This window comes from Caballeronia sp. EK, assembly GCF_014384845.1.
GTDB classification, from domain to species: Bacteria; Pseudomonadota; Gammaproteobacteria; order Burkholderiales; family Burkholderiaceae; genus Caballeronia; species Caballeronia jiangsuensis.
The window spans coordinates 357,251-379,754 of the sequence record NZ_JACSUE010000006.1 but is presented as its reverse complement, the minus strand read 5'-3'; the positions used below and the strand labels follow the sequence as shown (position 1 = coordinate 379,754).

Here is a 22,504-nt window from a genome sequence, read left to right as displayed (position 1 = left end):
GCATGGCCGTCATCGGTACCGAAACGTCCGTGCGCGCGCCCGCCGCGCGCCCGTGGTTCCGCCGTCTCTGGTATGCGGCGCTGATCGCGCTCGCGGTCGCGCCGCCGATCGGCGCGGTCGGCTACATGCTGTATTCCGGCCTGATCGCGCGCGAGACGCACAGGCTCGTCGTGCCCTACGACGTGTACTGGGACGCCGCGCAGTTCCAGCTCGCCTATGAGCGTTTCGAGAATCAGGTACTGCTCTACCGCAACGGCATCGATGAAGACGCGGACGGCGTGCGCGCGAGCTATCGGCTATTGCGCGCGCGGCTCAAACAAGTGTCGGAATCGACGGGACTGTCGGACGGACACGAAGCACTGCTGAACCGGCAGCGCGAAATCCAGCGGCAATTGCAGACCGCGCTCGATTCCATCCAGGCGGACGTCGAAGGGCTTCAGGCCGAACATCAGCACACCTTGCGCGTGATCGGCGTGCTGCGTCAGAACGCGCCGGCCGTCGCGGAACTGGCGAGCGGACGACGGCTCATGGATGTGGCCGAGCGCGAGGCGATCGTGCGCGACTTCGACGCCAAGCGCCGCTATCTGATCTACGGCGGCATTCTGCTCGGTCTGCTGTCGGCGGCGGCGACGGTGTTGCTGCTGCTGAACGGCTATCGGCGCACGCGCCTCATCGAACAACAGCGCGCGGCGCTCACGGCCGAGCATCAGGCGACGCGCGCGGCGCGCGAGGCGGGCGTCGCGAAAGACACCTTCCTCGGCATGATCAGCCATGAACTGCGCACGCCACTGCACGCGATCGTCTCGTCGGTCGAGTTGCTCGGGCTCAATGCGCGCGGCGATGCCGACCGCAAGATCATGCAGCGCCTGGAATCGGGGGCGCGTCATCTCGAAGCGCAGATGCGCGATCTGACCGACTACGCGCGTCTCGGCGCGGGCAAGCTCGAACTGCGGATGTCAGTCTTCGATCCGGAAGAGCTGCTCGAATCGATCGTCGATGCGAACACGCCCGCCGCGACCGCGAAGGGGCTGGAATTGCGCGGCGACTATGCCGGCGAGCGCGAACCGATCGAATCCGATCCGCATCGCGTGCGGCAGATCGTGACGAATCTCGTGACCAACGCGATCAAGTACACCGAATCCGGTTCCATCGACGTGCATTTCGCGCGCACCGAAGCGCGCCTCGATATTTCCGTGATCGACACGGGCCCGGGCATATCCCGCGAGCAGTTGCCGCTCATTTTTCAGGAATTCACGCAGCTCGATTCATCGAGCACGCGGCGTTTCGACGGCGCGGGAATGGGTCTCGCGGTCGTGCGCGGGCTCGTCGGTTTGCTCGGCGGCAAGATCGAGGTGTCGAGTGAAGTCGGACAAGGCGCTGCGTTTCGCGTGAGCGTGCCGGCGGTCTCGGCGGAGCGGTTGCCCGGAGGCGAGCAGGAAGCCGACGCGCCCGAGTTGCGCAAATCGCGCGTGCTCGTGATCGACGACCACGAGTCGATCCGCGATTCGCTGATCGAGATGCTCACGCATCTGGGCTATTACGCGGTCGCCTTGCCCGACGTCGACAGCGCGCTCGCATGGCTGCGCGCCAACGACGCCGACGTGATCCTCGCGGACCTGCACATGCCCGGCAAGGACGGCTACTCGTTTGCGAACGAATATCGTGCGCGCAGTGCGCCGGGTGCAAGCGTGCCGATCATCGCGGTGAGTGCGTACGCGCCCGAATTGGTGGACCCGAGCGCGGCGGTGCTGTTCTTCGACTATCTGCTGAAGCCGGTGCGCTACGAGGTGCTGAAGGGCGCCGTTCACCGCGCGGTGACGGTGCGCCGGCGCGTCGCGTGAGCCTGTGAGCCTGTGAGCCTGTGAGCCTGGCCCTCAACTGCGCATGAGCCGCTTGGAAAGATCGGCGACGAGAATGCCGAGCCGCGCGGGCTTCTCGAAACACGTGACGTCGTAGTCGCGGATAACCTGACTGATCTCCGATTCGCTCGCCTTGCCGGTGGTCAGTTCGCCCGTAAGCACGAAGACCGGCGCGTCCGGGTTGTCCGACGCGCGCACCGCGCGAATCGCGTCCGCCGACGTATGCACGCCGAACAGCCAGTCCATCACGACCGCATCGAACACCTGTGTCTGCAGCGCTTCGAGGAATGCGTCGAGGCCGTAGAAGGCCATCGCCGTGAAACCGGTGGCCTCCAGATAGTCGTGCAGGTTGTCCGCGGAAGCGTGGTCGTCGTCCACGACGGCAATGATCGGCTTGTCGGTGTCGGGCCGGCGCGGCTGGATTTCGATCTTGTGGACGTCGCAGGCTTCATGCAGCAGCACGCCCTCATGCTTCGTGACGACCCAGCGATTGTTGATCTTTTGCGCGATGAAATCCGGGCGGCTGCCCGCGTCCAGCGCGTTGCCGACCCACGCCATGCAGGGAATTTCCACCGAACCGAGCTTGAACACGGCGTCGTGCGCGGTGCCTTCGGTTTCGTCGGGGCGCGTATTGATCGAATCGAAGAGCTTGAGCGCGGGCTCGTCGAAGGCATCGGCGACGCGGCGAATCTGCGCGAGCGTCCACGGACTGTTGCCACGCAGCTTGCGATGGCCCTGCGAAAAGCTCAGGTCGAGAATGCGGCACAACTCGGCGGTTTGCTGCCGCTTCCCGATGCCATGACGGGCCATCAACTCGCGCACGCGCTCCGCGACGGCGAGGGATTCCGAAGAAGACGTTTCAGTGACCATACAGCCAGTCGGATGCGTGAAAGTGGGCCTGCGAGGGGTGGGGTTCGGCGTGGGCCTCATGGCCCGTTCGCAGTCGGTCCGACATTGTAAATGGCGCGGGTCCGCGCACTCAAAATACCTTGGCGGACCGCGTGCAACGTACTGATGTTATTGGATAAATGCCCGCCGTTGCCGTTCGCTGGCGCGCACTTCACGCCAGCGCCGACGCGCGGTCGCGTTTCGGCTTCGATGCCACGGGAATCGAGTCGAGCAGCGTCGAGAGCTGGTTGCGGGCGTCGCGTCCGCTGAATTCGCGCAATGTCGCGAGCAAGGTGCGCCACGGCGCGGGCCAGCGGGTTTCGCGCATGCAATGGCCGTTGGCGTCGGTGATACGAAGGAGGGTGGTGTCGGGAAAGAAAGTCAGGGTGACGGGGATGCCGTCGAGTACGCAGGTTGTAGTGCAGGCTTTCGAAGTGAACATGCTTTTTTAGGTTGATTAAGCGTCGAAAATTGACGGTCCGGTTGCGATAGCAACGTGCGTTCCCGGAGCGCGTCCGGCATTGTCGATCGCCCGGATCCAGCAAGCAAGTTCACGAATGTTGAATGGAATATTTCAGATTTTGGCGACAGTTGATGTCATTACCGACGATAAACTCGACGCCTCTTTAAATCGGAGGTTGTTGTGTTCGTTGCTGCTCTCTTGATCTTCCCCGTAGGCGTTGCGGCGCTTTTTGTACTGGCTCTGATCGCGAAAAAGCGTGCCGAAGCCTCGCGCGCCGCTCAATGTGATCAACTTTTTCCGGTCGAGTCGGACGGAACAGATCGAGAACAGGCGTCGGACGAGCCGCCGCGCTAGGCAAGCAGCGCGATCCGCTTTTGCTATCGAACGATCGCCCTTTCGAATTGTTGCGCTATTGGCGCGGGACTATAGTGCCTCTCACGGCATGACAATCCAAAGCGACCAACAACGAAAGGAGACAAACCCATGAACCGTATCGACCTGGCCAGCCGCGTCGTGATCATCACCGGCGGGGCGCGAGGCATCGGGCTCGCGGTGGCGGAACGCGCGCTGGAATCGGGCGCCGATGTGTCGCTCTGGGATGTCGACGGCGAGCGCCTCGCGCGCACGAGCGCGGAACTCTCGGCGAAATACAAGGAGTGCAAGGTCAGCGACGCGGTCGTCGAGCTGACCGACGAATCGTCCGTCGACGCCGCCGCGAAAAAGACCTTCGCCGCCCACGGCAGGATTGACGTGCTCGTGAACAACGCGGGCATCACCGGCGGCAACGGCACGACCTGGGAACTCGCGCCCGACGTGTGGCGTCGCGTGATCGACGTCAATCTGATCGGCCCGTATCTGACGTGCCGCGCCGTCGTGCCGTACATGCTGAAGGCGGGCTATGGGCGCATCGTCAATATCGCGTCGATCGCGGGCAAGGAAGGCAACCCGAACGCGTCGCACTACAGCGCGTCGAAGGCCGGGTTGATCGGCCTCACGAAATCGCTCGGCAAGGAACTCGCGGGCAAGAACATCCTCGTGAACGCCGTGACGCCCGCCGCCGCCAAAACCGAAATCTTCGATTCGATGTCGCAGCAGCACATCGACTACATGCTCTCCAAAATCCCGATGAACCGCTTCCTGATGCCGGAGGAAGCCGCGTCGCTGATTCTGTGGCTTTCGTCCGAGGACTGCGCGTTCAGCACCGGCGCAGTGTTCGATCTGTCCGGCGGACGCGCGACGTACTGATTGCGGCTTCGGGAGAATCGCGATGAATCACTCCGCCATAGCGGAAGGCGCCGTCACGTCCCGCGTGATGAAGAGGCTGCTGCCGTTTCTGCTGCTCATGTACGTGCTCGCGTTTCTGGACCGCGCGAATATCGGCTTCGCGCAAAAGGCGCTGCAGCAGGACACCGGTTTGACGAATGCCGCGTTCGCGTTCGGCGCGGGCGTGTTCTTCATCGGCTATGCGATCTTCGAGGTGCCGAGCAATCTGCTCCTGCATCGCGTCGGCGCGAAGCTGTGGATGTGCCGCATCATGGTGACGTGGGGTCTCGTCTCGGCGGCAATGGCCTTCGCGCATAGCGCCACCGCGTTCTATACCTTGCGCTTTCTGCTCGGCGTGGCGGAGGCGGGCTTCTTTCCGGGCATCGTCTATTACCTGACGCGCTGGTTTCCGCAATCGTCGCGGGCGCGTGCGCTCGGCGTGTTCTACTTCGGCGCGCCGCTCGCGTTCATCTTCGGCGCGCCGCTTTCCGGCTTGCTGCTCGATCTGCACGGCGCGTTGGGTTTCAAGGGCTGGCAATGGCTCTTTCTGGTCGAAGGGCTGCTTGCGTCGATTGTCGGCGTATGGGCGTTCTGGTATCTCGACGACGATCCCGCGAAAGCCCGATGGCTCACGCCGGACCAACGCGCGCTGCTCGTCGGCCGCCTCGACGAAGATGCGCGCGCCGCGTCGTCGCACGGTCCGCGAAGCGTGCTCGCGTCGCTCGTCGATCCGCGCGTGCTCGTGCTGTGTTGCGTCTATTTCCTGATTCAGGCCGCGGTCTATGGCGTCGTCTTTTATCTGCCGCAACAGGTGTCGGCGCTGCTCGGCACCAAAGTGGGCTTTCGCGTCGGGCTCGTGACGGCGCTGCCGTGGATCGCCGCGGTGATCGTCACGTGGATCGTCCCGCGCTACGCCGATCGCACCGGAAGGCATCGGCCGTGCGCGGTGGCGCTGCTCGCGATGTCGGGCATCGCGATCGCCGTGTCGGGCGTGGCGGCGTCGCCCGTCGTGTCGATCATCGCGCTGTGCTGCGCGGCGAGCGGCTTCATCGCTGCACAGCCGCTCTTCTGGACCTTTCCGACGCGCTATCTGACAGGCGCGGGCGCCGCGGCCGGCATCGCGCTCATCAATTCGCTCGGCGGACTCGGCGGTTTCTTCGCACCGATGGCCCGCACCGCCGCCGAAGCCGCGTTCCATTCGACGAGCGCCGGGCTCATGGTGCTGGCGGGCGCGAGCGTGCTCGCGGCGCTCGTCATCGTCGCGCTGGTGCGCGTGCCCGGGCGCAGCGAACACGCACCCATTCCCGACGCCGCGAACGCGTCCTGAACAACGAAACCACACGTACGGAGCCACATCATGTCCATGCCCACGATCGCCCAGGTGCGCGCCTTCACCGTTCGCGGCGGCGGCGCCGATTATCACGACCAGGGCGCCGATCACTGGATCGACGATCACATCGCCACGCCGATGGCCCGCTATCCCGAATACCGCAAGAGCCGACAGTCTTTCGGGCTGAACGTGCTCGGCTCGCTCGTCGTCGAGATCGAGGCGAGCGACGGCACCGTCGGCTTCGCGGTGACGACGGGCGGCGAAATCGGCGCGTTTATCGTCGAGAAACATCTGGCGCGCTTTCTCGAAGGGCAGCGCGTGACCGACATCGAAAAGATGTGGGATCAGATGTACAACGCGACGCTCTACTACGGGCGCAAGGGCATCGTGCTCAACGCGATCTCGGGCGTCGATCTCGCGCTGTGGGATCTGCTCGCGAAGGTGCGCCGCGAGCCGGTGTTTCATTTGCTCGGCGGTCCGGTGCGTGACGAACTCCAGTTCTACGCGACCGGCGCGCGCCCCGATCTCGCGAAGGAGATGGGCTTCATCGGCGGCAAGATGCCCTTGCAGCACGGTCCGGCCGAAGGCGAGGAAGGGCTGCACAAGAACATCGCGAAGCTCGCGGACATGCGCGCGAAAGTCGGCGACGATTTCTGGCTGATGTTCGATTGCTGGATGAGCCTCGACCTCAACTACGCGAAGCGCCTCGCGAACGCGGCGCGCGAGCATGGCCTGAAATGGATCGAGGAAGCGCTGCCGCCCGACGACTACTGGGGCTATGCCGAACTGCGCCGTTCGGTGCCGGCCGGCATGATGGTCACGACCGGCGAGCACGAAGCGACGCGCTGGGGCTTTCGGATGCTGTTCGAGATGGGCTGCGCGGATCTCGTGCAGCCGGATGTCGGCTGGTGCGGCGGCATCACCGAGCTCATCAAGATTTCGGCGCTCGCGGATGCGCACAACGTGCTCGTCGTGCCGCACGGTTCGTCGGTGTACAGCTATCACTTCGTCGTGACGCGCCACAACTCGCCGTTCGCCGAGTTTCTGATGATGGCGCCGAAGGCCGATCAGGTCGTGCCGATGTTCACGCCCTTGCTGCTCGACGAGCCCGTGCCGGTGAACGGCCGCATGAAGGTGCCCGAGACGCCGGGCTTCGGCGTGCGGCTCAATCCTGAATGCAAGCTCGAAAGACCCTATACACACTGAACGAGGCATCTCATGCTGCTGGAAAACAAGGTCGTCGTGGTGACGGGCGGTTCGCGCGGCATCGGCCGTGCGATCGCGCTCGCGAGCGCGCGCGAAGGCGCCGATGTCGCGATCAACTACTGGGGCGACAACGACAGGTCCTATGGCAAGGCATCGGCGGTGGAATCGATCGTCGGTGAGATCGAGGCGCTCGGGCGGCGCGCGATCGCCGTCGAGGGCAACGTGGCCGAGCGCGACACGGGCATCGAGCTGATCCGGCGCACGGTCGATGCGTTCGGCCACGTCGATGTGCTGTCGAGCAACGCGGGCATCTGTCCGTTTCATGCGTTTCTCGACATGCCTGCCTCCGTCTACGAGACGACCGTCGCGGTGAACCTGAACGGCGCGTTCTACGTGACACAGGCGGCCGCGAACCAGATGAAGACGCAGGGCACGGGCGGTGCGATCGTCGCGACGAGTTCGATCAGCGCGCTCGTCGGCGGCGGCATGCAGACGCACTACACGCCGACGAAAGCAGGCGTCCACTCGCTGATGCAGTCCTGCGCGATCGCGCTGGGGCCGTATGGCATCCGCTGCAACTCGGTGATGCCCGGCACCATCGCGACGGACCTGAACGCCGACGATCTCTCGGACGCGGACAAGCGCGCATATATGGAAAAACGCATTCCGCTAGGGCGACTGGGCGAACCCGATGATGTCGCGCAATGCGTCGTCTTTCTCGCGTCGGACCGCGCGCGCTATGTGACGGGCGCATCTCTGCTCGTCGATGGCGGCCTCTTCGTCAATCTTCAGTGAGACGAACCCGCCGAGTACTTGCGCAACAACGCGATGAAGTATTCGGCGGGCTCGCTCAGCGTCTCGAACTTGCGGCGCAGCAGCCCGAAACCCGACAGGCTCTTGCCGATCTCGATCGGCAGCTCGATCAGCAATTGCGCCCGCAGATAATCGCGCACGACGGACTCCGGCAGCATCGCGACCGCTTCGCTGTTCTGCAGCAGTTGCAGCGTCGCGAAGATCGACGCGCATTCGACGATATCGGCGGGTGTCGTCAGCCCGGCGCGGGCGAGTTCGTCTTCGAAGAGGCCGCGCGCGGGACTCGTGATCGGCTGCAAAATCCACGGCCAGCCGACGAGCGTGGCGAGCGTGAGTTCGGTCTTTCCGGCAAGCGGATGCCCCGCGCGCACGACGAGCCGCATCGCCTCGCGTGCGAGCGGCTCGAAGTCGAAATCGTTGTGCTGCAGCGGCGTCGTCAAACGGCCGAGCGCGAGATCCACTTCGCGGCGATGCAGCAATTGCACGACCTGATCGCTCGTCTCGCCGAGGATGCGCACGTTCAAGAGCGGCCGCTCGGATTTCAGTTCGGTGACGGCCATCGCGAGCACGTCGGGCGCGGCGCCCATGATCGCGCCGACCGTGAGTTGACCGTGGCCGCCGCGGCGCTTGGCGTCGAGATCGTCGGCGAAGCGCGTCAGGTCCGCGAGCGAGCGGCGCGCGTACGCGAGCGCGGCGGTGCCGAGCGACGTCGGCTGCATGCCGCGCGCATTACGCTCGAAGAGCAGAAAACCAAAGGCTTCCTCGATATCCGCGAGCATGCGGCTCGCGCTCGGCTGCGCCACGTTGATGGCCTCGGCGGCCTGATGGAGATTGCGCGCGTCGTCGAGCGCGACCAGAAGCGCGAGGTGCTTGAATTTCAGCCGATTGACCAGCGCATTCGGCGACACAGTTTGGGACACGTTCTGAATCATTCGACAGTCCGCTTTGAACCGCGCGATGATACGGCGCAGCGATACGTTTTTGCGATCGGCCAATCCTGCATTCGGATTGTCGTGTTATCGGTCGGCGAATTATAGTCGCAGCACAACGAGTCCCGAACACAGGGATTCACCAATCAAAAGAAGGTGGGCCGCCATGGAGACAGTGGCATTTCGCATGACCCTGAAGCCGGGCATGCGCGAGGAATACGAGAAGCGCCATCGCGAGATCTGGCCGGAACTGGCCGATGCGTTGCGCGACGCGGGCATCCGCGAATACCGGATCTTTCTCGACGAATCGACCGGGCATCTCTTCGCCATCCATCAGCGCACGGATACGCATACGACAGACACGTTGCCGGCCCTCCCCGTCATGCGCAAGTGGTGGGACTTCATGGCCGAGTTGATGGAGACACACGCGGATAACTCGCCTGTCGTGACGCCGCTCGTGCCTGTCTTTCATCTTCCCTGAAACGTTCGCCTCTTTCGCGAGGAACGCCATCATGCAGGTCGTCGATCCGCACATTCATCTGTGGGACCTCAAGACGCATCATTACCCCTGGCTCGCGAATCCGCAGACATCGTTCGTCGGCGACGCGCGCGACTTGCGGCACGACTATCTGCTGGCGGATCTGCTGCGCGATGCTGAAGACATCGACGTGTTGAAGCTCGTGCACGTCGATGCGAATCACGATCCCGCCGATCCCGTCGAGGAAACACGCTGGCTGCAATCGATAGCGGATAAGGACGGCATGCCGAACGGCATCGTCGCGGGCGCGGACTTGTCGGCGGACAACGCCGAACAGGTGCTCGAAGCACATGCGGCGTTCGCCAATACGCGCGGCATCCGCCAGATTCTCAACGTGCATGACAACAAGCTGTACGACTATGTCGGGCGTCATTACATGCGCGAGCCGCAATGGCGCAAGCACTTTGGTTTGCTGAAGCGTTTCGACATGTCGTTCGATCTGCAACTTTATCCATCGCAGATGGAAGAGGCCGCGCAACTCGCGCGCGAGCATGCGGACACGCAATTCATCGTCAATCACGCGGGCATGTTCGTGGACCGCAACTCGACGCACGGCTATCGCGCGTGGCGCGAAGGCATGCGCATGCTGGCCGCGTGCCCGAACGTCGCGGTGAAGGTGAGCGGCTTCGCGATGTTCGATCATGACTGGACCATCGAGAGCCTGCGTCCTTACGTGCACGAAACCATCGACACGTTCGGCATCGACCGCGCGATGTTCGCATCGAACTTTCCGGTGGATCGGCTGTTCGGCACGTACACGGCGTTGTGGAACGCGTATGCGCACATTGTCGGCGATGCGAGCGAGAGCGAGAAACAAGCGCTTTTCGTGCGCAACGCAGAACGCATCTATCGCATCTGAGAGGTAACGACATGACGACGCCACGTCTCGAATTGAGACATGCAAGCAAATCGTTCGGCCGCGTGCGCGCGCTCGGCGATGGCAGCCTGCAACTATTTCCCGGCGAAGTGCACGCGCTGCTCGGCGAAAACGGCGCGGGCAAATCGACGCTGGTGAAACTGCTCGCGGGCGTGTATCAGCCCGATGCGGGCGAACTGCTCGTCGAAGGCATCGCGCGCCGCTTCGCCAATCCCGCCGAAGCGCGCGATGCGGGCATCGCCGTGATCTATCAGGAGCCGACGCTTTTCGCGGACCTGTCGATCGCCGAGAACATTTACATGGGCCGGCAGCCGCGTGACCGTTTCGGCCGCATTCGCTACGACGAGATGCATCGCGAAGTCGATACGTTGCTGTCGTCGCTCGGCGTGAATCTGCGGGCGCAGCGTCTGGTGCGCGGGCTGTCGATCGCGGATCAGCAGGTCGTCGAGATCGCAAAGGCTTTGTCGCTCGATGCGAACGTGCTCATCATGGACGAGCCGACTGCCGCGCTTTCTCTGCCCGAAGTGGAGCGGCTCTTCGCGATCGTGCGTGCATTGCGCGAGCGCGACGTGGCGATTCTCTTCATCACGCATCGTCTCGATGAAGTGTTCGCACTGACGCAACGCATGACGATCATGCGCGACGGCATGAAGGTCTACGACGCGCTCACGCAGGACATGAACATCGATGCGATCGTGAGCAAAATGGTCGGCCGCGATCTCGACACGTTCTATCCGAAAGCCGATGTCGCGCCCGGCGACGTGCGTCTTTCGGTGCGCAATCTGACGCGCGAAGGCGTGTTCAAGAACGTGTCCTTCGATGTGCGCGCGGGCGAGATCGTCGCGCTGGCGGGGCTCGTCGGCGCGGGACGCAGCGAAGTCGCGCGCGCGATCTTCGGCATCGATCCGGTCGATGGCGGCGAAGTGAAGATCGCGGGCAAAAAGCTCGCGCTGGGACATCCGGCGGCGGCCGTGCGCGCGGGACTCGCGCTCGTGCCGGAGGATCGTCGCGCGCAAGGGCTCGCGCTGGAACTGAGCATCGCGCGCAACGCGTCGCTGACCGTGCTCGGGCGTCTTGTGCGCCACGGACTCATCACCGCGAAAAGCGAATCGATGCTCGCGTCGGACTGGGGCAAGCGGCTTCGGCTCAAGGCGAGCGATCTCGAAGCGCCGGTCGGCACGCTATCGGGCGGTAATCAGCAGAAGGTCGTGCTCGGCAAATGGCTCGCGACGAATCCGAAGGTGCTCATCATCGACGAGCCGACGCGCGGCATCGACGTGGGCGCGAAGGCGGAGGTGTATCGCACGCTTGCGGAACTCGTGAAGGAGGGTATGGCCGTGCTGATGATATCGAGCGAGTTGCCCGAAGTGCTCGGCATGGCCGATCGCGTGCTCGTGATGCACGAAGGCCGCATCAGCGCGGATATCGCTCGCGCCGATGCGAACGAAGAGCGCGTGATGAGCGCGGCTTTGGGCGCAACGCCGAACTCACTGGGACGCGCAGCATGATGACACGACACTCTCCCACGCTACCCGCGATGCCGCCATCCGAAACCAAACGCACGAGCCTCGCGGTCTCGATCGCGAAGAGCCGCGAACTGACGCTGTTCATCGTGCTGCTCGTGTTGATCGGCGCGACGGCCGCGGTCAAGCCCGACTTTCTCAATCTGCAGAATCTGCGCGACGTGCTGCTCAACGTGTCGATCATCGGCCTGCTGACGGCAGGCATGACGATCGTGATGCTGATGCGGCATATCGATCTGTCGGTGGCGTCGGTGGTCGGCGTATCGGCATATGCGGTCGGCAGCCTCTTCGTGATGTTCCCGCACATGCCGGTGATCGTCGCGATGTTCGCGGGCATCGGTATCGGGCTTGCGATCGGCGCGGTCAACGGCGCGCTCGTCACGTTCGGACGCGTGCCTTCGCTCGTCGCGACACTTTCCACGCTCTATATCGTGCGCGGCGCGGATTACGCATGGGTCCACGGCGGTCAGATCAACGCGACGAGCCTGCCCGATGCGTTCGCGACCATCGCGACAGGCGCGCTTCTCGGCGTGCCGAATCTCGTGCTGATCGCGCTCGCCGTGCTGATCGTGTTGTCGGTGTATCTGAAGCAGTATCGCGGCGGACGCGAGCACTATGCGATCGGCTCGAATCCCGAGGCCGCGCGCCTTGCGGGCATACGCGTGGACCGGCGCGTGATGATCGGCTTTCTGCTCTCGGGCGCGATCGCCGGGCTTGCGGGCGTGCTGTGGCTCGCGCGCTTCGGCACCGTCGATGCCAGCACGGCGAAGGGCATCGAACTGCAGGTGGTCGCGGCGGCGGTGGTGGGCAGCGTCGCGATCACGGGCGGCGTCGGGACGATCGCGGGCGCGACGCTCGGCGCGCTCGTGCTCGGCGTCATCAATATCGCGCTGGTGGTGTTGCGCGTGTCGCCGTTCTGGCAGCAGGCGATTCAAGGCGCGCTGATCGTTGCGGCGATCGCGCTCGATACGTTGCTCGCGCGCTCGGTCGCGCGCCGCATGATGAGGAAACGCGATCATGGCTAAACCCGATTCCGCTCTCTCCACGACCAGGCGCCGCCATCTGCAATGGGAAGCGATGCTCGCGATCGTGCTCGTCGTGTCGCTCGTCGGGGGGCGTGTGTTGTCGCCGCTCTTCTTGTCGGCGGCGAATGTGTCGAACATGCTCGCGGACTTCACCGAGATCGCGCTGATCGCGCTGCCGATGACGCTCATCATCGTCGCGGCGGAGATCGATCTGTCGGTGGCGTCCGTGCTGGGCGCATCCAGCGCGCTGATGGGCGTGCTGTGGCACATGGGCTTGCCGATGCCGCTCGTCATCGTCCTCGTGCTTCTGTTCGGCACGCTCGCGGGCCTGCTCAATGGCCTCGTGATCGTGCGCTTCGGGCTGCCGTCGCTCGCCGTTACGATTGGCACGCTCGCACTGTTTCGCGGTCTCGCCTACGTGCTGCTCGGCGATCAGGCGATCGCGGATTTTCCGGCGTCGTACACAGCGTTCGGCATCGATACGGTCGGCGACACCTTCCTGCCGATGCCGTTCATTCTGGTGATTGCAGGCGCGATCGTCTTCACGGTCATGCTGCAGGCGACGCCCTTCGGTCGCAGTCTCTTTGCGATCGGCGCGAACCCGACGGCCGCGCAGTTCTCGGGCATCGACGTCGCGAAGACGAAGCTGAAGCTATTCATGATGTCGGGCGCGATGGCGGCGCTCGCTGGCATCGTCTATACGTTGCGTTTTACGAGCGCGCGCGGCGACAACGGCGAGGGCTTCGAACTTTCCGTGATCGCGGCGGTGCTGTTCGGCGGCGTGAGCATCTTCGGCGGACGCGGCTCGATGATCGGCGTGCTGCTGTCGCTCGTGATCATCGGCGTGTTGCGCAACGCGTTGACGCTCGCGGATGTATCGAGCGAAACGCTCACGATCGTGACGGGCGCGCTGTTGCTCTCGTCGGTGTTGATACCGAATCTCGTCGCGCGCTGGCGGGCGGCGCGCGAAAAGCGTCTCATGGCGCAGACGCTTTGATTCGGTGATGTTGTCCGTTGCGGGTATCCGTTGCAAACCAGCGCAGTCATGCGCAATGACAGGAGACTTTACGACATGAAAAAGCTCATTCGATTCCCGCGCGGCCCGGCGCTCGCGGCGGCGTTGCTGGCCGCGAGCGTCGCGCTGACGGCGAGCGCCGCCGATATCAAGAGCGGTTTGAAGATCGCCTTCCTGCCGAAGCAGATCAACAATCCGTACGAGGTGATCGCCGATGACGGCGGCATGGCCGCGATCAAGGAGATGAAGGGCGACGGCAAGGTGGTGGGGCCGTCGGATGCGGGCGCGTCGTCGCAGGTGAGCTATATCAACACGCTCATCACGCAGCGGCAAAACGCGATCGTGATCGCGGCGAACGATGCGAACGCGGTCGTGCCGTATCTGAAGAAGGCGATGTCGCAGGGCATCAAGGTCGTGACCTTCGATTCCGACACAGCGCCGGATGGCCGGCAGATCTTCGTGAATCAGGCCGATTCGGAAGCGATCGGGCGCGGGCAGATTCAGTTGCTGTCGAAGCTGATCGGCGGCGAGGGCGAGTTCGCGATTCTATCGGCGACGCCCAACGCGACGAATCAGAACACCTGGATCAAATGGATGCAGGAGGAACTCAAGACGCCCGAGTATTCGAAGATGAAGCTCGTGAAGATCGCCTACGGCAATGACGACGATCAGAAGTCGTTCGTCGAGACGCAGGGCCTGTTGCAGGCGTATCCGAACCTGAAGGGCATCGTCGCGCCGACATCGGTGGGGATCGCGGCGGCGGCGCGTTATATATCGAGTTCGCCGGCGAAGGGCAAGGTCGTCGTGACGGGCCTGGGCACGCCCAATCAGATGCGCGCGTTCGTGAAGAACGGCACGGTGAAGGCGTTCCAGTTGTGGGACCCGGGTCAGTTGGGTTATCTCGCGGCGTTCGCGGCGGCCAATCTCGCATCGGGGACGATCACCGGGAAGGAAGGCGATTCGTTCGATGCGGGCAAACTCGGCAAGCGGACGGTGGGCAAGAGCGGGGAAGTGATCCTCGGGCCGCCAACCACGTTCGATGCGGCGAATATCGATAACTTTAATTTTTGAGGATGTGGGTTTCGAGAGGTTGGGAGTGTGATGAAACGCCCTTCGGGGCGTTTCTTTTTTCAGCGGCTGCCGCGTTGTCGATGGGTGGCGGAAAAGCCTTTGTGATCAGCGAGTTGAGGCGATGCTCCAATGGCCGAATCAGAACCGAGTCGGTTTGCGATGACGACGCGCCGATCGACATATGCGGCGGCCGGTACCTTACCTGTACCAAAAGCCTAGAAGCGACGAAGCGAACGTTTCCGATGACACAGCGAACGGAGCAATGACCAGCGCTGCCATTACGACGGCACGAATCGGTTTCTTGATTTTTTGCATGTGTTTCTCCTTGACTGACGATTCGCTGAATTACGAACGTCGACGCGTAGACTAGCAAGGAGGTTGTTCGCGGATGGAGCCGAGAATTCCTAAATGTCCTCGAATGTTCTGACCGCCTGACATATAAGTCCAAGGTTTGCAGTCTCTCGCCTTCGTTCTTGTCGAACTTATTTCCTAAGGCATCCAGACAAGATCGTTTATCCTACTTGGACGTGGGGTGGCGCATGTCCACATTCACACAAGAGTCCGCCAGGCGTGGCCGGGGCCGTCCTCCCGGCCTCGCGAACGAGCGCGCGCGAGGTGGCGCCGAGCGCTACGCCCCATGAGTTGTCAGTCGACGGATTCGGCGTGAGCCACCCCCGCACCAATGGCCTTCACTTAATCCCCTGCCCACCCCTCAAAACCTGCACCGCCATCGCCGATTCGAACTGCGCGTGCACCGTATCGCCCTTCTTCAAGTCCGCAAGCGACACATCCGGCGCGACTTCAAGCGTCACCGTATGGCTCGGCCCGCGCAAGGTCACGCGTCGGTTCTTCGTATCGACGCGCTCGATCGTCCCGATCACCTCGACGACGCGCGCCTGCGCCATCACGCCGCCCGATGCCGGAATCGCCGCTTCGCTATCGATGCGCTGACGGATTCCGTCGGATTTCACCTTCGCCGCGCGAACGAGCAGCGCGCTGCGATATTCGATGTTCACGACATCGCCCAACTGCAGCTTCTTGACATCGCCGATTTCGGGATTGACCGACACGTCCACGACGCGGCCAGCCGGGCCTTGCAGCGACACGCTGTTGGTCACGGGATCGATGCCGACCACGCGTGCCTGCACGTGCGCGACCGCTGCCGCGCCGCGTGCCGTCGAAGCCGACGCCGCATCCTGAGCCGATGAGTTGCCGATCGCCGCGAAGGCGAGGGCGGCGCAAGTCGCCAGACGCGTGACGGAGCGGCGCGGCCATTGGCTTGACGAACGAATCATGAGTTCTCTCCTGTGTTCAGTTAGCACTTCGTTGATTGTCGCAAGCAGCGCCTCAGCGGCGCGACTTCGACAACAAATGTCCCAGCCCAAGATTGGTTGCGATCTGCCAGATATAAACGCGCGAGTAACGCACGCCGTAACGCCGTTCGATCAACTCGCGCAGACGCGAATTGGTCCAGGTATCGCTCGCGAATCCATGTTCGCGTGCCGGTCCCTGCAGCGCCGCGGCGATCCAGTCGAGCGCCTCGCGATCGAGCACCGACGCGCGCCCGCCGACGCCCATCTTCGCGAGCGCGTCGAGACCGCCTTCCGTGACGATGGCCTTGTAGCGCCGCACCGTCTGCACAGAAAGATGCAACTCCTCGGCCACCGCCTCGACCGACGCGCCATCGAGCAACAAACGCCCGGCCGTCATGCGTCGCACGACGCTCGGCAGTGTGTCGGGGCGAGAGAGCATGGCGCGCGCCGCTCGATCGTTCGGATTACGAGCGATTGCCCGCGACATCGGGCACGACCGTGCGCAGCGCAATCGGCTCTGATGCCCGTCCCTGTGTCCGTCGATGCGCGCGAGCACCAGGTGCATCGCTGCGGCGTCCGTATGCGTTCATGTTTGCCCCCTTGTCGAATGGAGACGGCGGGACTTGATTTGGGCGTGCTTGACGTCGGCCGATGCGCGACTCGTCTTTCTGAGCCGACTTGCAGAGAAGTACCAATAAACGTTTTCAGGCCCGACGGGCAACCATCGGCGAAAATTTTTTGGGCTTGATTAATGTCGGCGAATTGCCTATGAAAGCTGCCGATGAGCAGCGAATGCGCGATCGACGACGCAAGACGCGCGGCGCGGCGTGCAATGCCGCGCGCGTGCGTTTCAACGCGTGTTCAGTGTGACGTGCAGGCCTCGCCGGCGGGACGGAGGGTGCGCGCGTGCGTCGACCGCTTCTGTCCCGATGAATGACCGACGACTTCTCAAACGCGATAGAACTCGATGTCCTGACCGGCGTGAACCGCGCGCTTGAGCCACTCGGGCATATCGCCGAGGCCGTCCCACGTATCGCCATTCGCGTTTCGGAATATCGGTGCGGCGCCATCCCCGGAGTGCGGGAATAAAGGCAATTGCGGCATCGGCCGTCTTGCCTTGGGCGCGCCGTGAGCCCCGTTGGTCTTGGTGAAGGAGGGCGGTGGAGTAACCACCGGCGCTTCGGCCAATGCTTCAGCCAACGCTCTTTCCGTTATGCCGAACTCAGCCATTCGGCTGCGCAAATACGCAATGATGCTGTCTCGCTTTCTTTCGTCCACGGCTTTCCTGATTCAGCTTTTGATTTTCAGAAGACGAACCGAAACCCCGCGCGGACCGGGGCGGTTCGAAGACTCGAATATAAGTGTTTTATGAAGCGTGACGCAGTGCTTGCTCCGCGTCAATTAGTGTATTTACCGCACGCCTATTAATTCGCCGGTGGCTTCGCCTTTAATGCGGGCATTGCCACGAATGCGAACGTTCGCCCGCTCCGCGCATCGCCGTGACGGACGCGCGAAACGAATGCGCGCGGAAAGTCACGTCGGGGAGCCACGAACCGATGGCGAAGCCCGCGCCGCCATGCAACACGCGCGCGATACCTCGCTTAACCCTATTGTATGCTGCTTGCGGCAAGTATTAAAACGTTTTAACGACTGTGTTGTTCCCCCGGTAATTCCGCACCATGCGCGCGAATGGCGGCAATCAGTTCCGCGGGCGTTATTTCATAACGCACTTCGCGGTGAATGCCGGGTTTGCGCTCGTCGATTTCAATCAGCAGTACGGCTTTGCCGTCCGCCGCGGGTTCGAGGCGCAGCGAACGCACTTCCTGTCCGCTGGCATCGTCGTATTCCGTCAGCAGCGTCATGGCGCCCGTTGCGGCGCTTCTCGGCATCGACATTCTTCCTCCCGTCTTGCGACGTCGTTGTTGTTGTTTCACCGCGCCATCGACCGGCGTGCACGAAATTCGGGCGCGCTACATTGGGATTCAGATTGACGAACGAGGCGGACGCGAAAGGCGGCGCGGCCAGCGCTACCCTCCGGTATCTCATTATTGCCTGTCAAAAGTGCGCGCGTCCAGCGGGAGGCGCATGGGAATATTGTGTCCCTTTATTTTATGCCGGCGGCGCGTCCGTTCACGCGCTTTTGCCGACCGCGTCGCGCGCCTGGCTCGCGAGCTCGAACGAACGCAGGCGCGCCTGGTGATCGAAAATCTGCGCGGTGATGATCAGTTCGTCCGCCTGCGTCTGCTCGATCACCGAGCGCAGGCCCGCTTCGACATCGGCCGGAGCGCCGACGACCGAGCACGCGAGCGCCTGCTCGACGCCCGCGCGCTCGGCGTCGCTGCACGCCACCGATTCGACGGGCGGCGGCAACTGGCCGGGCGTGCCGCGACGCAGATTGATGAACTGCTGTTGCAGCGACGTGAAGTGAAAGCGCGCTTCGTCGGCGGTATCGGCGGCGAAGACGTTGACGCCGACCATCGCGTAAGGCTTTTGCAGCGTCGCGGACGGGCGGAATTGCTTGCGATAGACCTCGAGCGCGGTCAGCAGGTAATCCGGCGCGAAATGCGATGCGAACGCGAACGGCAGCCCCAGCGCGGCCGCCAGTTGCGCCGAGAAGAGGGACGAGCCGAGCAGCCAGATCGGCACATGCAGTCCGGCGCCGGGCACCGCGCGCACGCGCTGGCCTTCGACCGGATCGGCGAAATAGCGTTGCAATTCGACGACGTCGTCCGGGAACGATTCCGCGCTGCCGTGCATATCGCGGCGCAGCGCTCGCGCGGTGGTCTGGTCCGTTCCGGGCGCGCGTCCGAGCCCGAGGTCGATGCGCCCCGGAAACAGCGACGCGAGCGTGCCGAACTGCTCCGCAATCACGAGCGGCGCATGATTCGGCAGCATGATGCCGCCCGAACCGACGCGGATCGTCGTGGTGCCCGCCGCGATATGGCCGATCACGACAGCGGTCGCCGCGCTGGCGATCCCCGTCATGTTGTGATGCTCGGCGAGCCAGTAGCGCACATAACCCAGGCGCTCGGCGTGCCGGGCGAGATCGAGGGAATGGGCGAAGGCATCGGCCGGTGTCGAGCCGAGCGGAACCGGAGAAAGGTCGAGTAGCGAGAAGGGGATCATTGCGGCTTTCCGAAAGCGTGGCGGATCGCGATGCATCCACACCGCGCCGCAGACCACGCGCTAAAAAACCGATTGTGCCGAAACTCCGGAAAACCTGCCGGATCGGGCGGGCGCGTTCCGGTCAGGCGAGGCGCGGATAGCCACGCGCGATGGCATCGCGTTCGTAGTCGAGAATCGGCGTGTAGTCCGCTTCGCTGCGCCGTATGACGCCTTTGAGCCGCAAGCGGCTGGCGAGCGCGGGATCGCGATCGAGCGCATCGGCGAGTGCTTGAAAAATTGTGTCGATGGAGTCAGGCGGAACGCGCATCGACGCGATGAACGGCAGCGCGCCCGCACTGGCCGTCATGCCGAGCACGCGCACGCCGGCCGTCAGTTCCGGCAGATGCGACTGCGCGAACGCGAACGTCACGCAGTCGATCGCGGCGACATCCGCGCGCTGCTCGACGAGCGCACGCAGCGAGGCCAGATGCGCGCCGGTTTTCGTCACGGAGGCGAAGAAACGTCCGTCGTGCGCGAATGGGGCGACGGCGTGCCGGAAGAGGTTCATGCCGCTGTTGGAATCGTCGTCGTTATAGGTGGCGCGCAGGCCACGGCAGCCTTCGATCGATTGCGCCGCGACATGCCCGCCCGCGACGATCACGCTGCGATACGAGCCGTTTTCGCAGCCGGGGACGTCGAAGTCGGGCGCGCCGACGAGCCGCACGCGATTCGCGAGCGCATGCACGAGCGGATAGCCGCAGGTCTGCGAGAGCAGCACATCGTCGCGCAGCCAGAAGGCAGTGAGATCCGGACCGGGATCGACGATCTCGAGCGTATCGCCGCGTGCGCTCAGCCAGTCCGCGAGAGGGTCACGAACGTGGGCGAGCAGCGCGCGCCAGTCCGCGGCGAGCGCGGGCGTGACGTTGTACATCGGCAGGGCGGCGAGCCATTGCATCGCGAGCGGAGATCGAATGTCGATGACGGATCGTACAGCGCCGCGCGTCAGCTCGCGAGGCTGGCCGCATCGGCGCTGCGCGCGTCCTGGCGCCGGCCGGCCGGCGATTCCGCAGCGGCGAACGGATGCACCGGTTCCGCCGCCTGCGCGAGCGCATGGCGAATCGCCCATTCACCGTATCCGCGCACGACGAAACCGCCGTTGCTCGCGCGATACGCGTCGCGGCGGCGCGAATAGATCCGGCCGAGCGCGAACCACGGCACGCCGGGCAGATCGTGATGCACGGCGTGATAGTTGTTGTTGAGAAAGAGCAGGCGCCACGGCCACGCGGCTTCGTTGACGACCGTACGTTCGCTTTCTTCCTCCGCCGCGCGATGCTCCTGAAATGAGCGCACTGAAGCCAGCGCGAGCGACGCATAACCGACGCCGAACACGAACGCGCGCCACGGAATGCCGCATCGCGTTTCGAGCCAGCTCGCGAGCAGCACGAGCGATGCGAGATGCGCCGCCCAGCTCGCGACGATGCGCCAGCGCCGCTCGACGACGGCCTGCACCGCCTCGCGCCACGATGCCGCGATCGAGAACCACGGCCCGATGAGCATGCGGCCCGCGAAGGTATTGCGCGCGGCGAGCGCGGCGCGCAGCACGGGGCCCGCGCTCGCCCACTGTTCCGGCGTCACGTAATAGCTTTCGGGATCGCGGCCCGGTTCGGTCAGATGCGCGTCGTCGTGATGACGCAGATGCGACTCCCGATAGACCTCGTAGGGAAACCACACCGCGAGCGGAGCGATGCCGAAGAGCATGTTGACGAGCGGCCAGCGCGTCGGATGCCCGTGCATCAGTTCGTGCTGCAGCGACATGTACCAGCACGACAGCACCGCGAGCAGCGCGACGGATGGCACGAGGCCGATCGTGCGGGCGTTTATCGCGACGCCGAACCAGCCGCCGTAGATCGCGACGATCACCGCCCACGTCGGCCATTCGCTGCGCCAGTGCAAGGTTTCGCGTTGGCGCTGGAGTTCCTGGCGTTGGGCGTCGTCGAGATAGCGGGGCATGGCGGACATCGATGAAGGCGAAGTGCCATGCTAGCGGCGCATCCTGTTCGTCCCAACGAAGGAATCCGGCTAAGGATTTCGCGATCGGCGCAATAAGCATTCGATTTTTGGCCATGCATTCGCTCACGGTATCCTTTATTCCTTCGATACCGCACGCGCGCGCATATGACCGAACCGTTCGAGCCCGCTTCCGCGTCCAGTCCGACGCCTCGGAAACTCCCGCGCAAATCCGCGCGTCTCGTCGCCGGCCTGATCGCGTTCAATGTGCTCGCGTGGCTCTGGGCGCTCGTCGCGTTCCGCCACTATCCGCTCCTGCTCGGCACGTCGCTGCTCGCGTATTCGCTCGGGCTGCGCCACGCGGTCGATGCCGACCATATCGCCGCCATCGACAACGTCACGCGCAAGCTGATGCAGGAAGGCAAGCGGCCGCTCTTCGCCGGCTTCTTCTTTTCGCTCGGACACTCGACGATCGTCGTCGCGGCCACCGCGTTGATCGCCGCGACCGCGATGGCCGTGCAAGGCCGATTCGCCGAGTTTCGCGAGATCGGCGGGATCATCGGCACGTCGGTGTCGTCGCTCTTCCTGTTCGCGATCGCGGCGATGAACCTCTTCGTGCTGCGCGGCGTGTGGCGCGCGTTCAGGCGCGTGCGTCGCGGCGAATCCTGCCGCGACGAAGACATCGACATGCTCGCGGTCGGCGGCGGGCCGCTCGCGCGCATCGCGCGGCCGCTCTTCAGGCTGATCGGCAAAAGCTGGCACATGTATCCGCTCGGCTTCCTGTTCGGGCTCGGCTTCGACACGGCCACCGAAATCGGCCTGATGGGCATCGCGGCCGCCGAAGCCGCACGCGGCATGCCGGTCTGGTCGATTCTCGTGTTTCCGGTGCTCTTCACGGCCGGCATGTCGCTCATCGATACCGCGGACAGTCTGCTGATGACGGGCGCCTATGGCTGGGCGTTCATGAAGCCGATCCGCAAGCTCTACTACAACCTCACGGTCACGCTCGTGTCGGTGCTGATCGCGCTGCTCGTCGGCGGCATCGAGGCGCTGGGTCTGATCGCGGACCGGCTGCAACTGAAGGGCGGACTGTGGGATGCGAGCGCGTCGCTGGCCGAGCACTTCGGGCTGCTCGGCTATGGCATCGTCGCGATTTTCGCCGCGTGCTGGCTCGTTTCCGCGCTCATTTACAAGTGGCGCGGCTATGACGCCATCGACGGCACCATCGCCCGTTAGGTCGATGGGCATTCTTCCTGCTTCGTGGATGCGCCAGCCGCTC

Annotated in this window: 24 protein-coding genes; 13 read left to right on the top strand and 11 right to left on the bottom strand. The window is 64.0% G+C overall.

Going from position 1 to position 22,504, the window contains the following annotated elements:
• Positions 1–2: 2 nt before the first annotated feature.
• Positions 3–1,841: an ATP-binding response regulator gene (locus tag IAG25_RS20250; protein ID WP_187606436.1), complete on the top strand. Its 1,839-nt coding sequence runs from the start codon at positions 3–5 to the stop codon at positions 1,839–1,841.
• Positions 1,842–1,874: 33 nt separating this feature from the next.
• Here the strand turns inward: IAG25_RS20250 and IAG25_RS20245 are convergent, their stop codons facing one another.
• From IAG25_RS20245 to IAG25_RS41185, 3 genes are all read right to left on the bottom strand, one after another.
• Positions 1,875–2,729 (bottom strand): helix-turn-helix domain-containing protein, encoded by an 855-nt coding sequence (locus tag IAG25_RS20245; protein ID WP_035507549.1) that lies wholly within the window; start codon positions 2,727–2,729, stop codon positions 1,875–1,877.
• Between the two features lie 190 nt (positions 2,730–2,919).
• The gene (locus IAG25_RS20240) at positions 2,920–3,189 is read right to left on the bottom strand and encodes a hypothetical protein (protein WP_187606435.1); all 270 of its coding nucleotides are present in this window, start codon (positions 3,187–3,189) and stop codon (positions 2,920–2,922) included.
• 132 nt (positions 3,190–3,321) lie between these two features.
• On the bottom strand, positions 3,322–3,501 hold the full coding sequence (locus tag IAG25_RS41185; RefSeq protein WP_222946568.1) for a hypothetical protein: 180 nt from the start codon (positions 3,499–3,501) through the stop codon (positions 3,322–3,324).
• Positions 3,502–3,693: 192 nt separating this feature from the next.
• On the opposite strand from IAG25_RS41185, the gene IAG25_RS20235 reads away from it, so the two are divergent.
• Genes IAG25_RS20235 through IAG25_RS20220 form a run of 4 tightly spaced genes read left to right on the top strand, consistent with a single transcriptional unit; the run spans position 3,694 to position 7,804 of the window.
• Positions 3,694–4,455: an SDR family NAD(P)-dependent oxidoreductase gene (locus IAG25_RS20235; RefSeq protein WP_187606434.1), complete on the top strand. Its 762-nt coding sequence runs from the start codon at positions 3,694–3,696 to the stop codon at positions 4,453–4,455.
• A 22-nt stretch (positions 4,456–4,477) separates the two neighbouring features.
• Positions 4,478–5,800 (top strand): MFS transporter, encoded by a 1,323-nt coding sequence (locus IAG25_RS20230; protein ID WP_187606433.1) that lies wholly within the window; start codon positions 4,478–4,480, stop codon positions 5,798–5,800.
• A 30-nt stretch (positions 5,801–5,830) separates the two neighbouring features.
• Positions 5,831–7,009: an L-rhamnonate dehydratase gene (gene rhmD / locus IAG25_RS20225; protein WP_187606432.1), complete on the top strand. Its 1,179-nt coding sequence runs from the start codon at positions 5,831–5,833 to the stop codon at positions 7,007–7,009.
• Between the two features lie 12 nt (positions 7,010–7,021).
• Positions 7,022–7,804, top strand: a complete 783-nt coding sequence (locus tag IAG25_RS20220) for an SDR family NAD(P)-dependent oxidoreductase (RefSeq protein WP_187606431.1) — start codon at positions 7,022–7,024, stop codon at positions 7,802–7,804.
• On the opposite strand, the gene IAG25_RS20215 is transcribed toward IAG25_RS20220, so the two are convergent.
• On the bottom strand, positions 7,798–8,754 hold the full coding sequence (locus IAG25_RS20215) for a LysR family transcriptional regulator (protein ID WP_222946567.1): 957 nt from the start codon (positions 8,752–8,754) through the stop codon (positions 7,798–7,800). The genes IAG25_RS20220 and IAG25_RS20215 overlap by 7 nt on opposite strands.
• 163 nt (positions 8,755–8,917) lie before the next feature.
• On the opposite strand from IAG25_RS20215, the gene rhaM reads away from it, so the two are divergent.
• The 6 genes from rhaM to rhaS all read left to right on the top strand — a co-directional run bounded on the left by rhaM (position 8,918) and on the right by rhaS (position 14,800).
• Positions 8,918–9,232 carry an L-rhamnose mutarotase gene (gene rhaM / locus IAG25_RS20210; RefSeq protein ID WP_187606429.1) on the top strand — a complete coding sequence of 105 codons (315 nt, stop codon included), beginning with the start codon at positions 8,918–8,920 and terminating at the stop codon, positions 9,230–9,232.
• Positions 9,233–9,263: 31 nt separating this feature from the next.
• A complete protein-coding gene (locus IAG25_RS20205) occupies positions 9,264–10,148 on the top strand; it encodes an amidohydrolase family protein (protein WP_187606428.1) in 885 nt (294 codons plus the stop codon).
• Between the two features lie 11 nt (positions 10,149–10,159).
• Positions 10,160–11,674 carry a sugar ABC transporter ATP-binding protein gene (locus IAG25_RS20200; RefSeq protein WP_187606427.1) on the top strand — a complete coding sequence of 505 codons (1,515 nt, stop codon included), beginning with the start codon at positions 10,160–10,162 and terminating at the stop codon, positions 11,672–11,674.
• Entirely contained in the window at positions 11,674–12,714 is a 1,041-nt protein-coding gene (locus tag IAG25_RS20195; protein WP_187606634.1) for an ABC transporter permease, read from the top strand. Before IAG25_RS20200 ends, IAG25_RS20195 begins: the two co-directional genes overlap by 1 nt.
• On the top strand, positions 12,707–13,711 hold the full coding sequence (locus IAG25_RS20190) for an ABC transporter permease (RefSeq protein ID WP_187606426.1): 1,005 nt from the start codon (positions 12,707–12,709) through the stop codon (positions 13,709–13,711). Before IAG25_RS20195 ends, IAG25_RS20190 begins: the two co-directional genes overlap by 8 nt.
• Before the next feature lie 75 nt (positions 13,712–13,786).
• Positions 13,787–14,800: a rhamnose ABC transporter substrate-binding protein gene (gene rhaS / locus IAG25_RS20185; RefSeq protein ID WP_187606425.1), complete on the top strand. Its 1,014-nt coding sequence runs from the start codon at positions 13,787–13,789 to the stop codon at positions 14,798–14,800.
• A 689-nt stretch (positions 14,801–15,489) separates the two neighbouring features.
• Here rhaS and IAG25_RS20180 read toward each other — a convergent pair.
• Together IAG25_RS20180 and IAG25_RS20175 are read right to left on the bottom strand one after the other, a co-directional pair.
• Entirely contained in the window at positions 15,490–16,095 is a 606-nt protein-coding gene (locus tag IAG25_RS20180; protein ID WP_187606424.1) for a copper-binding protein, read from the bottom strand.
• A 52-nt stretch (positions 16,096–16,147) separates the two neighbouring features.
• Positions 16,148–16,552, bottom strand: a complete 405-nt coding sequence (locus IAG25_RS20175) for a helix-turn-helix domain-containing protein (protein ID WP_222946566.1) — start codon at positions 16,550–16,552, stop codon at positions 16,148–16,150.
• 239 nt (positions 16,553–16,791) lie between these two features.
• On the opposite strand from IAG25_RS20175, the gene IAG25_RS20170 reads away from it, so the two are divergent.
• Entirely contained in the window at positions 16,792–16,983 is a 192-nt protein-coding gene (locus IAG25_RS20170) for a hypothetical protein (protein ID WP_187606423.1), read from the top strand.
• A gap of 78 nt (positions 16,984–17,061) precedes the next feature.
• On the opposite strand, the gene IAG25_RS20165 is transcribed toward IAG25_RS20170, so the two are convergent.
• The 5 genes from IAG25_RS20165 to IAG25_RS20145 all read right to left on the bottom strand — a co-directional run bounded on the left by IAG25_RS20165 (position 17,062) and on the right by IAG25_RS20145 (position 21,228).
• Positions 17,062–17,391, bottom strand: coding sequence for an H-NS family nucleoid-associated regulatory protein (locus IAG25_RS20165; RefSeq protein WP_035507515.1), 330 nt, complete (start codon positions 17,389–17,391; stop codon positions 17,062–17,064).
• Between the two features lie 365 nt (positions 17,392–17,756).
• Positions 17,757–18,002 carry a hypothetical protein gene (locus IAG25_RS20160; protein ID WP_008353523.1) on the bottom strand — a complete coding sequence of 82 codons (246 nt, stop codon included), beginning with the start codon at positions 18,000–18,002 and terminating at the stop codon, positions 17,757–17,759.
• Positions 18,003–18,243: 241 nt separating this feature from the next.
• Entirely contained in the window at positions 18,244–19,239 is a 996-nt protein-coding gene (locus tag IAG25_RS20155; RefSeq protein ID WP_187606422.1) for a luciferase-like monooxygenase, read from the bottom strand.
• A gap of 121 nt (positions 19,240–19,360) precedes the next feature.
• Positions 19,361–20,173 carry a phosphate/phosphite/phosphonate ABC transporter substrate-binding protein gene (locus tag IAG25_RS20150; RefSeq protein ID WP_187606421.1) on the bottom strand — a complete coding sequence of 271 codons (813 nt, stop codon included), beginning with the start codon at positions 20,171–20,173 and terminating at the stop codon, positions 19,361–19,363.
• A 47-nt stretch (positions 20,174–20,220) separates the two neighbouring features.
• A complete protein-coding gene (locus IAG25_RS20145) occupies positions 20,221–21,228 on the bottom strand; it encodes a fatty acid desaturase (protein WP_187606420.1) in 1,008 nt (335 codons plus the stop codon).
• A gap of 165 nt (positions 21,229–21,393) precedes the next feature.
• Between IAG25_RS20145 and IAG25_RS20140 the strand changes: the two genes are divergently transcribed.
• Positions 21,394–22,461, top strand: a complete 1,068-nt coding sequence (locus tag IAG25_RS20140) for a HoxN/HupN/NixA family nickel/cobalt transporter (RefSeq protein ID WP_187606419.1) — start codon at positions 21,394–21,396, stop codon at positions 22,459–22,461.
• The last annotated feature ends 43 nt before the right edge of the window (positions 22,462–22,504 follow it).

What these genes read in the sequence shown, in the direction of transcription:
- IAG25_RS20250 (WP_187606436.1), top strand. Translation starts at nt 3, where the DNA reads ATGGCCGTCATCGGTACCGAAACGTCCGTGCGCGCGCCCGCCGCGCGC.
- IAG25_RS20245 (WP_035507549.1), bottom strand. Translation starts at nt 2,729, where the DNA reads ATGGTCACTGAAACGTCTTCTTCGGAATCCCTCGCCGTCGCGGAGCGC.
- IAG25_RS20240 (WP_187606435.1), bottom strand. Translation starts at nt 3,189, where the DNA reads ATGTTCACTTCGAAAGCCTGCACTACAACCTGCGTACTCGACGGCATC.
- IAG25_RS20235 (WP_187606434.1), top strand. Translation starts at nt 3,694, where the DNA reads ATGAACCGTATCGACCTGGCCAGCCGCGTCGTGATCATCACCGGCGGG.
- IAG25_RS20230 (WP_187606433.1), top strand. Translation starts at nt 4,478, where the DNA reads ATGAATCACTCCGCCATAGCGGAAGGCGCCGTCACGTCCCGCGTGATG.
- rhmD (WP_187606432.1), top strand. Translation starts at nt 5,831, where the DNA reads ATGTCCATGCCCACGATCGCCCAGGTGCGCGCCTTCACCGTTCGCGGC.
- IAG25_RS20220 (WP_187606431.1), top strand. Translation starts at nt 7,022, where the DNA reads ATGCTGCTGGAAAACAAGGTCGTCGTGGTGACGGGCGGTTCGCGCGGC.
- IAG25_RS20215 (WP_222946567.1), bottom strand. Translation starts at nt 8,754, where the DNA reads ATGATTCAGAACGTGTCCCAAACTGTGTCGCCGAATGCGCTGGTCAAT.
- rhaM (WP_187606429.1), top strand. Translation starts at nt 8,918, where the DNA reads ATGGAGACAGTGGCATTTCGCATGACCCTGAAGCCGGGCATGCGCGAG.
- IAG25_RS20205 (WP_187606428.1), top strand. Translation starts at nt 9,264, where the DNA reads ATGCAGGTCGTCGATCCGCACATTCATCTGTGGGACCTCAAGACGCAT.
- IAG25_RS20200 (WP_187606427.1), top strand. Translation starts at nt 10,160, where the DNA reads ATGACGACGCCACGTCTCGAATTGAGACATGCAAGCAAATCGTTCGGC.
- IAG25_RS20195 (WP_187606634.1), top strand. Translation starts at nt 11,674, where the DNA reads ATGACACGACACTCTCCCACGCTACCCGCGATGCCGCCATCCGAAACC.
- IAG25_RS20190 (WP_187606426.1), top strand. Translation starts at nt 12,707, where the DNA reads ATGGCTAAACCCGATTCCGCTCTCTCCACGACCAGGCGCCGCCATCTG.
- rhaS (WP_187606425.1), top strand. Translation starts at nt 13,787, where the DNA reads ATGAAAAAGCTCATTCGATTCCCGCGCGGCCCGGCGCTCGCGGCGGCG.
- IAG25_RS20180 (WP_187606424.1), bottom strand. Translation starts at nt 16,095, where the DNA reads ATGATTCGTTCGTCAAGCCAATGGCCGCGCCGCTCCGTCACGCGTCTG.
- IAG25_RS20175 (WP_222946566.1), bottom strand. Translation starts at nt 16,552, where the DNA reads ATGCTCTCTCGCCCCGACACACTGCCGAGCGTCGTGCGACGCATGACG.
- IAG25_RS20160 (WP_008353523.1), bottom strand. Translation starts at nt 18,002, where the DNA reads ATGCCGAGAAGCGCCGCAACGGGCGCCATGACGCTGCTGACGGAATAC.
- IAG25_RS20155 (WP_187606422.1), bottom strand. Translation starts at nt 19,239, where the DNA reads ATGATCCCCTTCTCGCTACTCGACCTTTCTCCGGTTCCGCTCGGCTCG.
- IAG25_RS20150 (WP_187606421.1), bottom strand. Translation starts at nt 20,173, where the DNA reads ATGCAATGGCTCGCCGCCCTGCCGATGTACAACGTCACGCCCGCGCTC.
- IAG25_RS20145 (WP_187606420.1), bottom strand. Translation starts at nt 21,228, where the DNA reads ATGCCCCGCTATCTCGACGACGCCCAACGCCAGGAACTCCAGCGCCAA.
- IAG25_RS20140 (WP_187606419.1), top strand. Translation starts at nt 21,394, where the DNA reads ATGACCGAACCGTTCGAGCCCGCTTCCGCGTCCAGTCCGACGCCTCGG.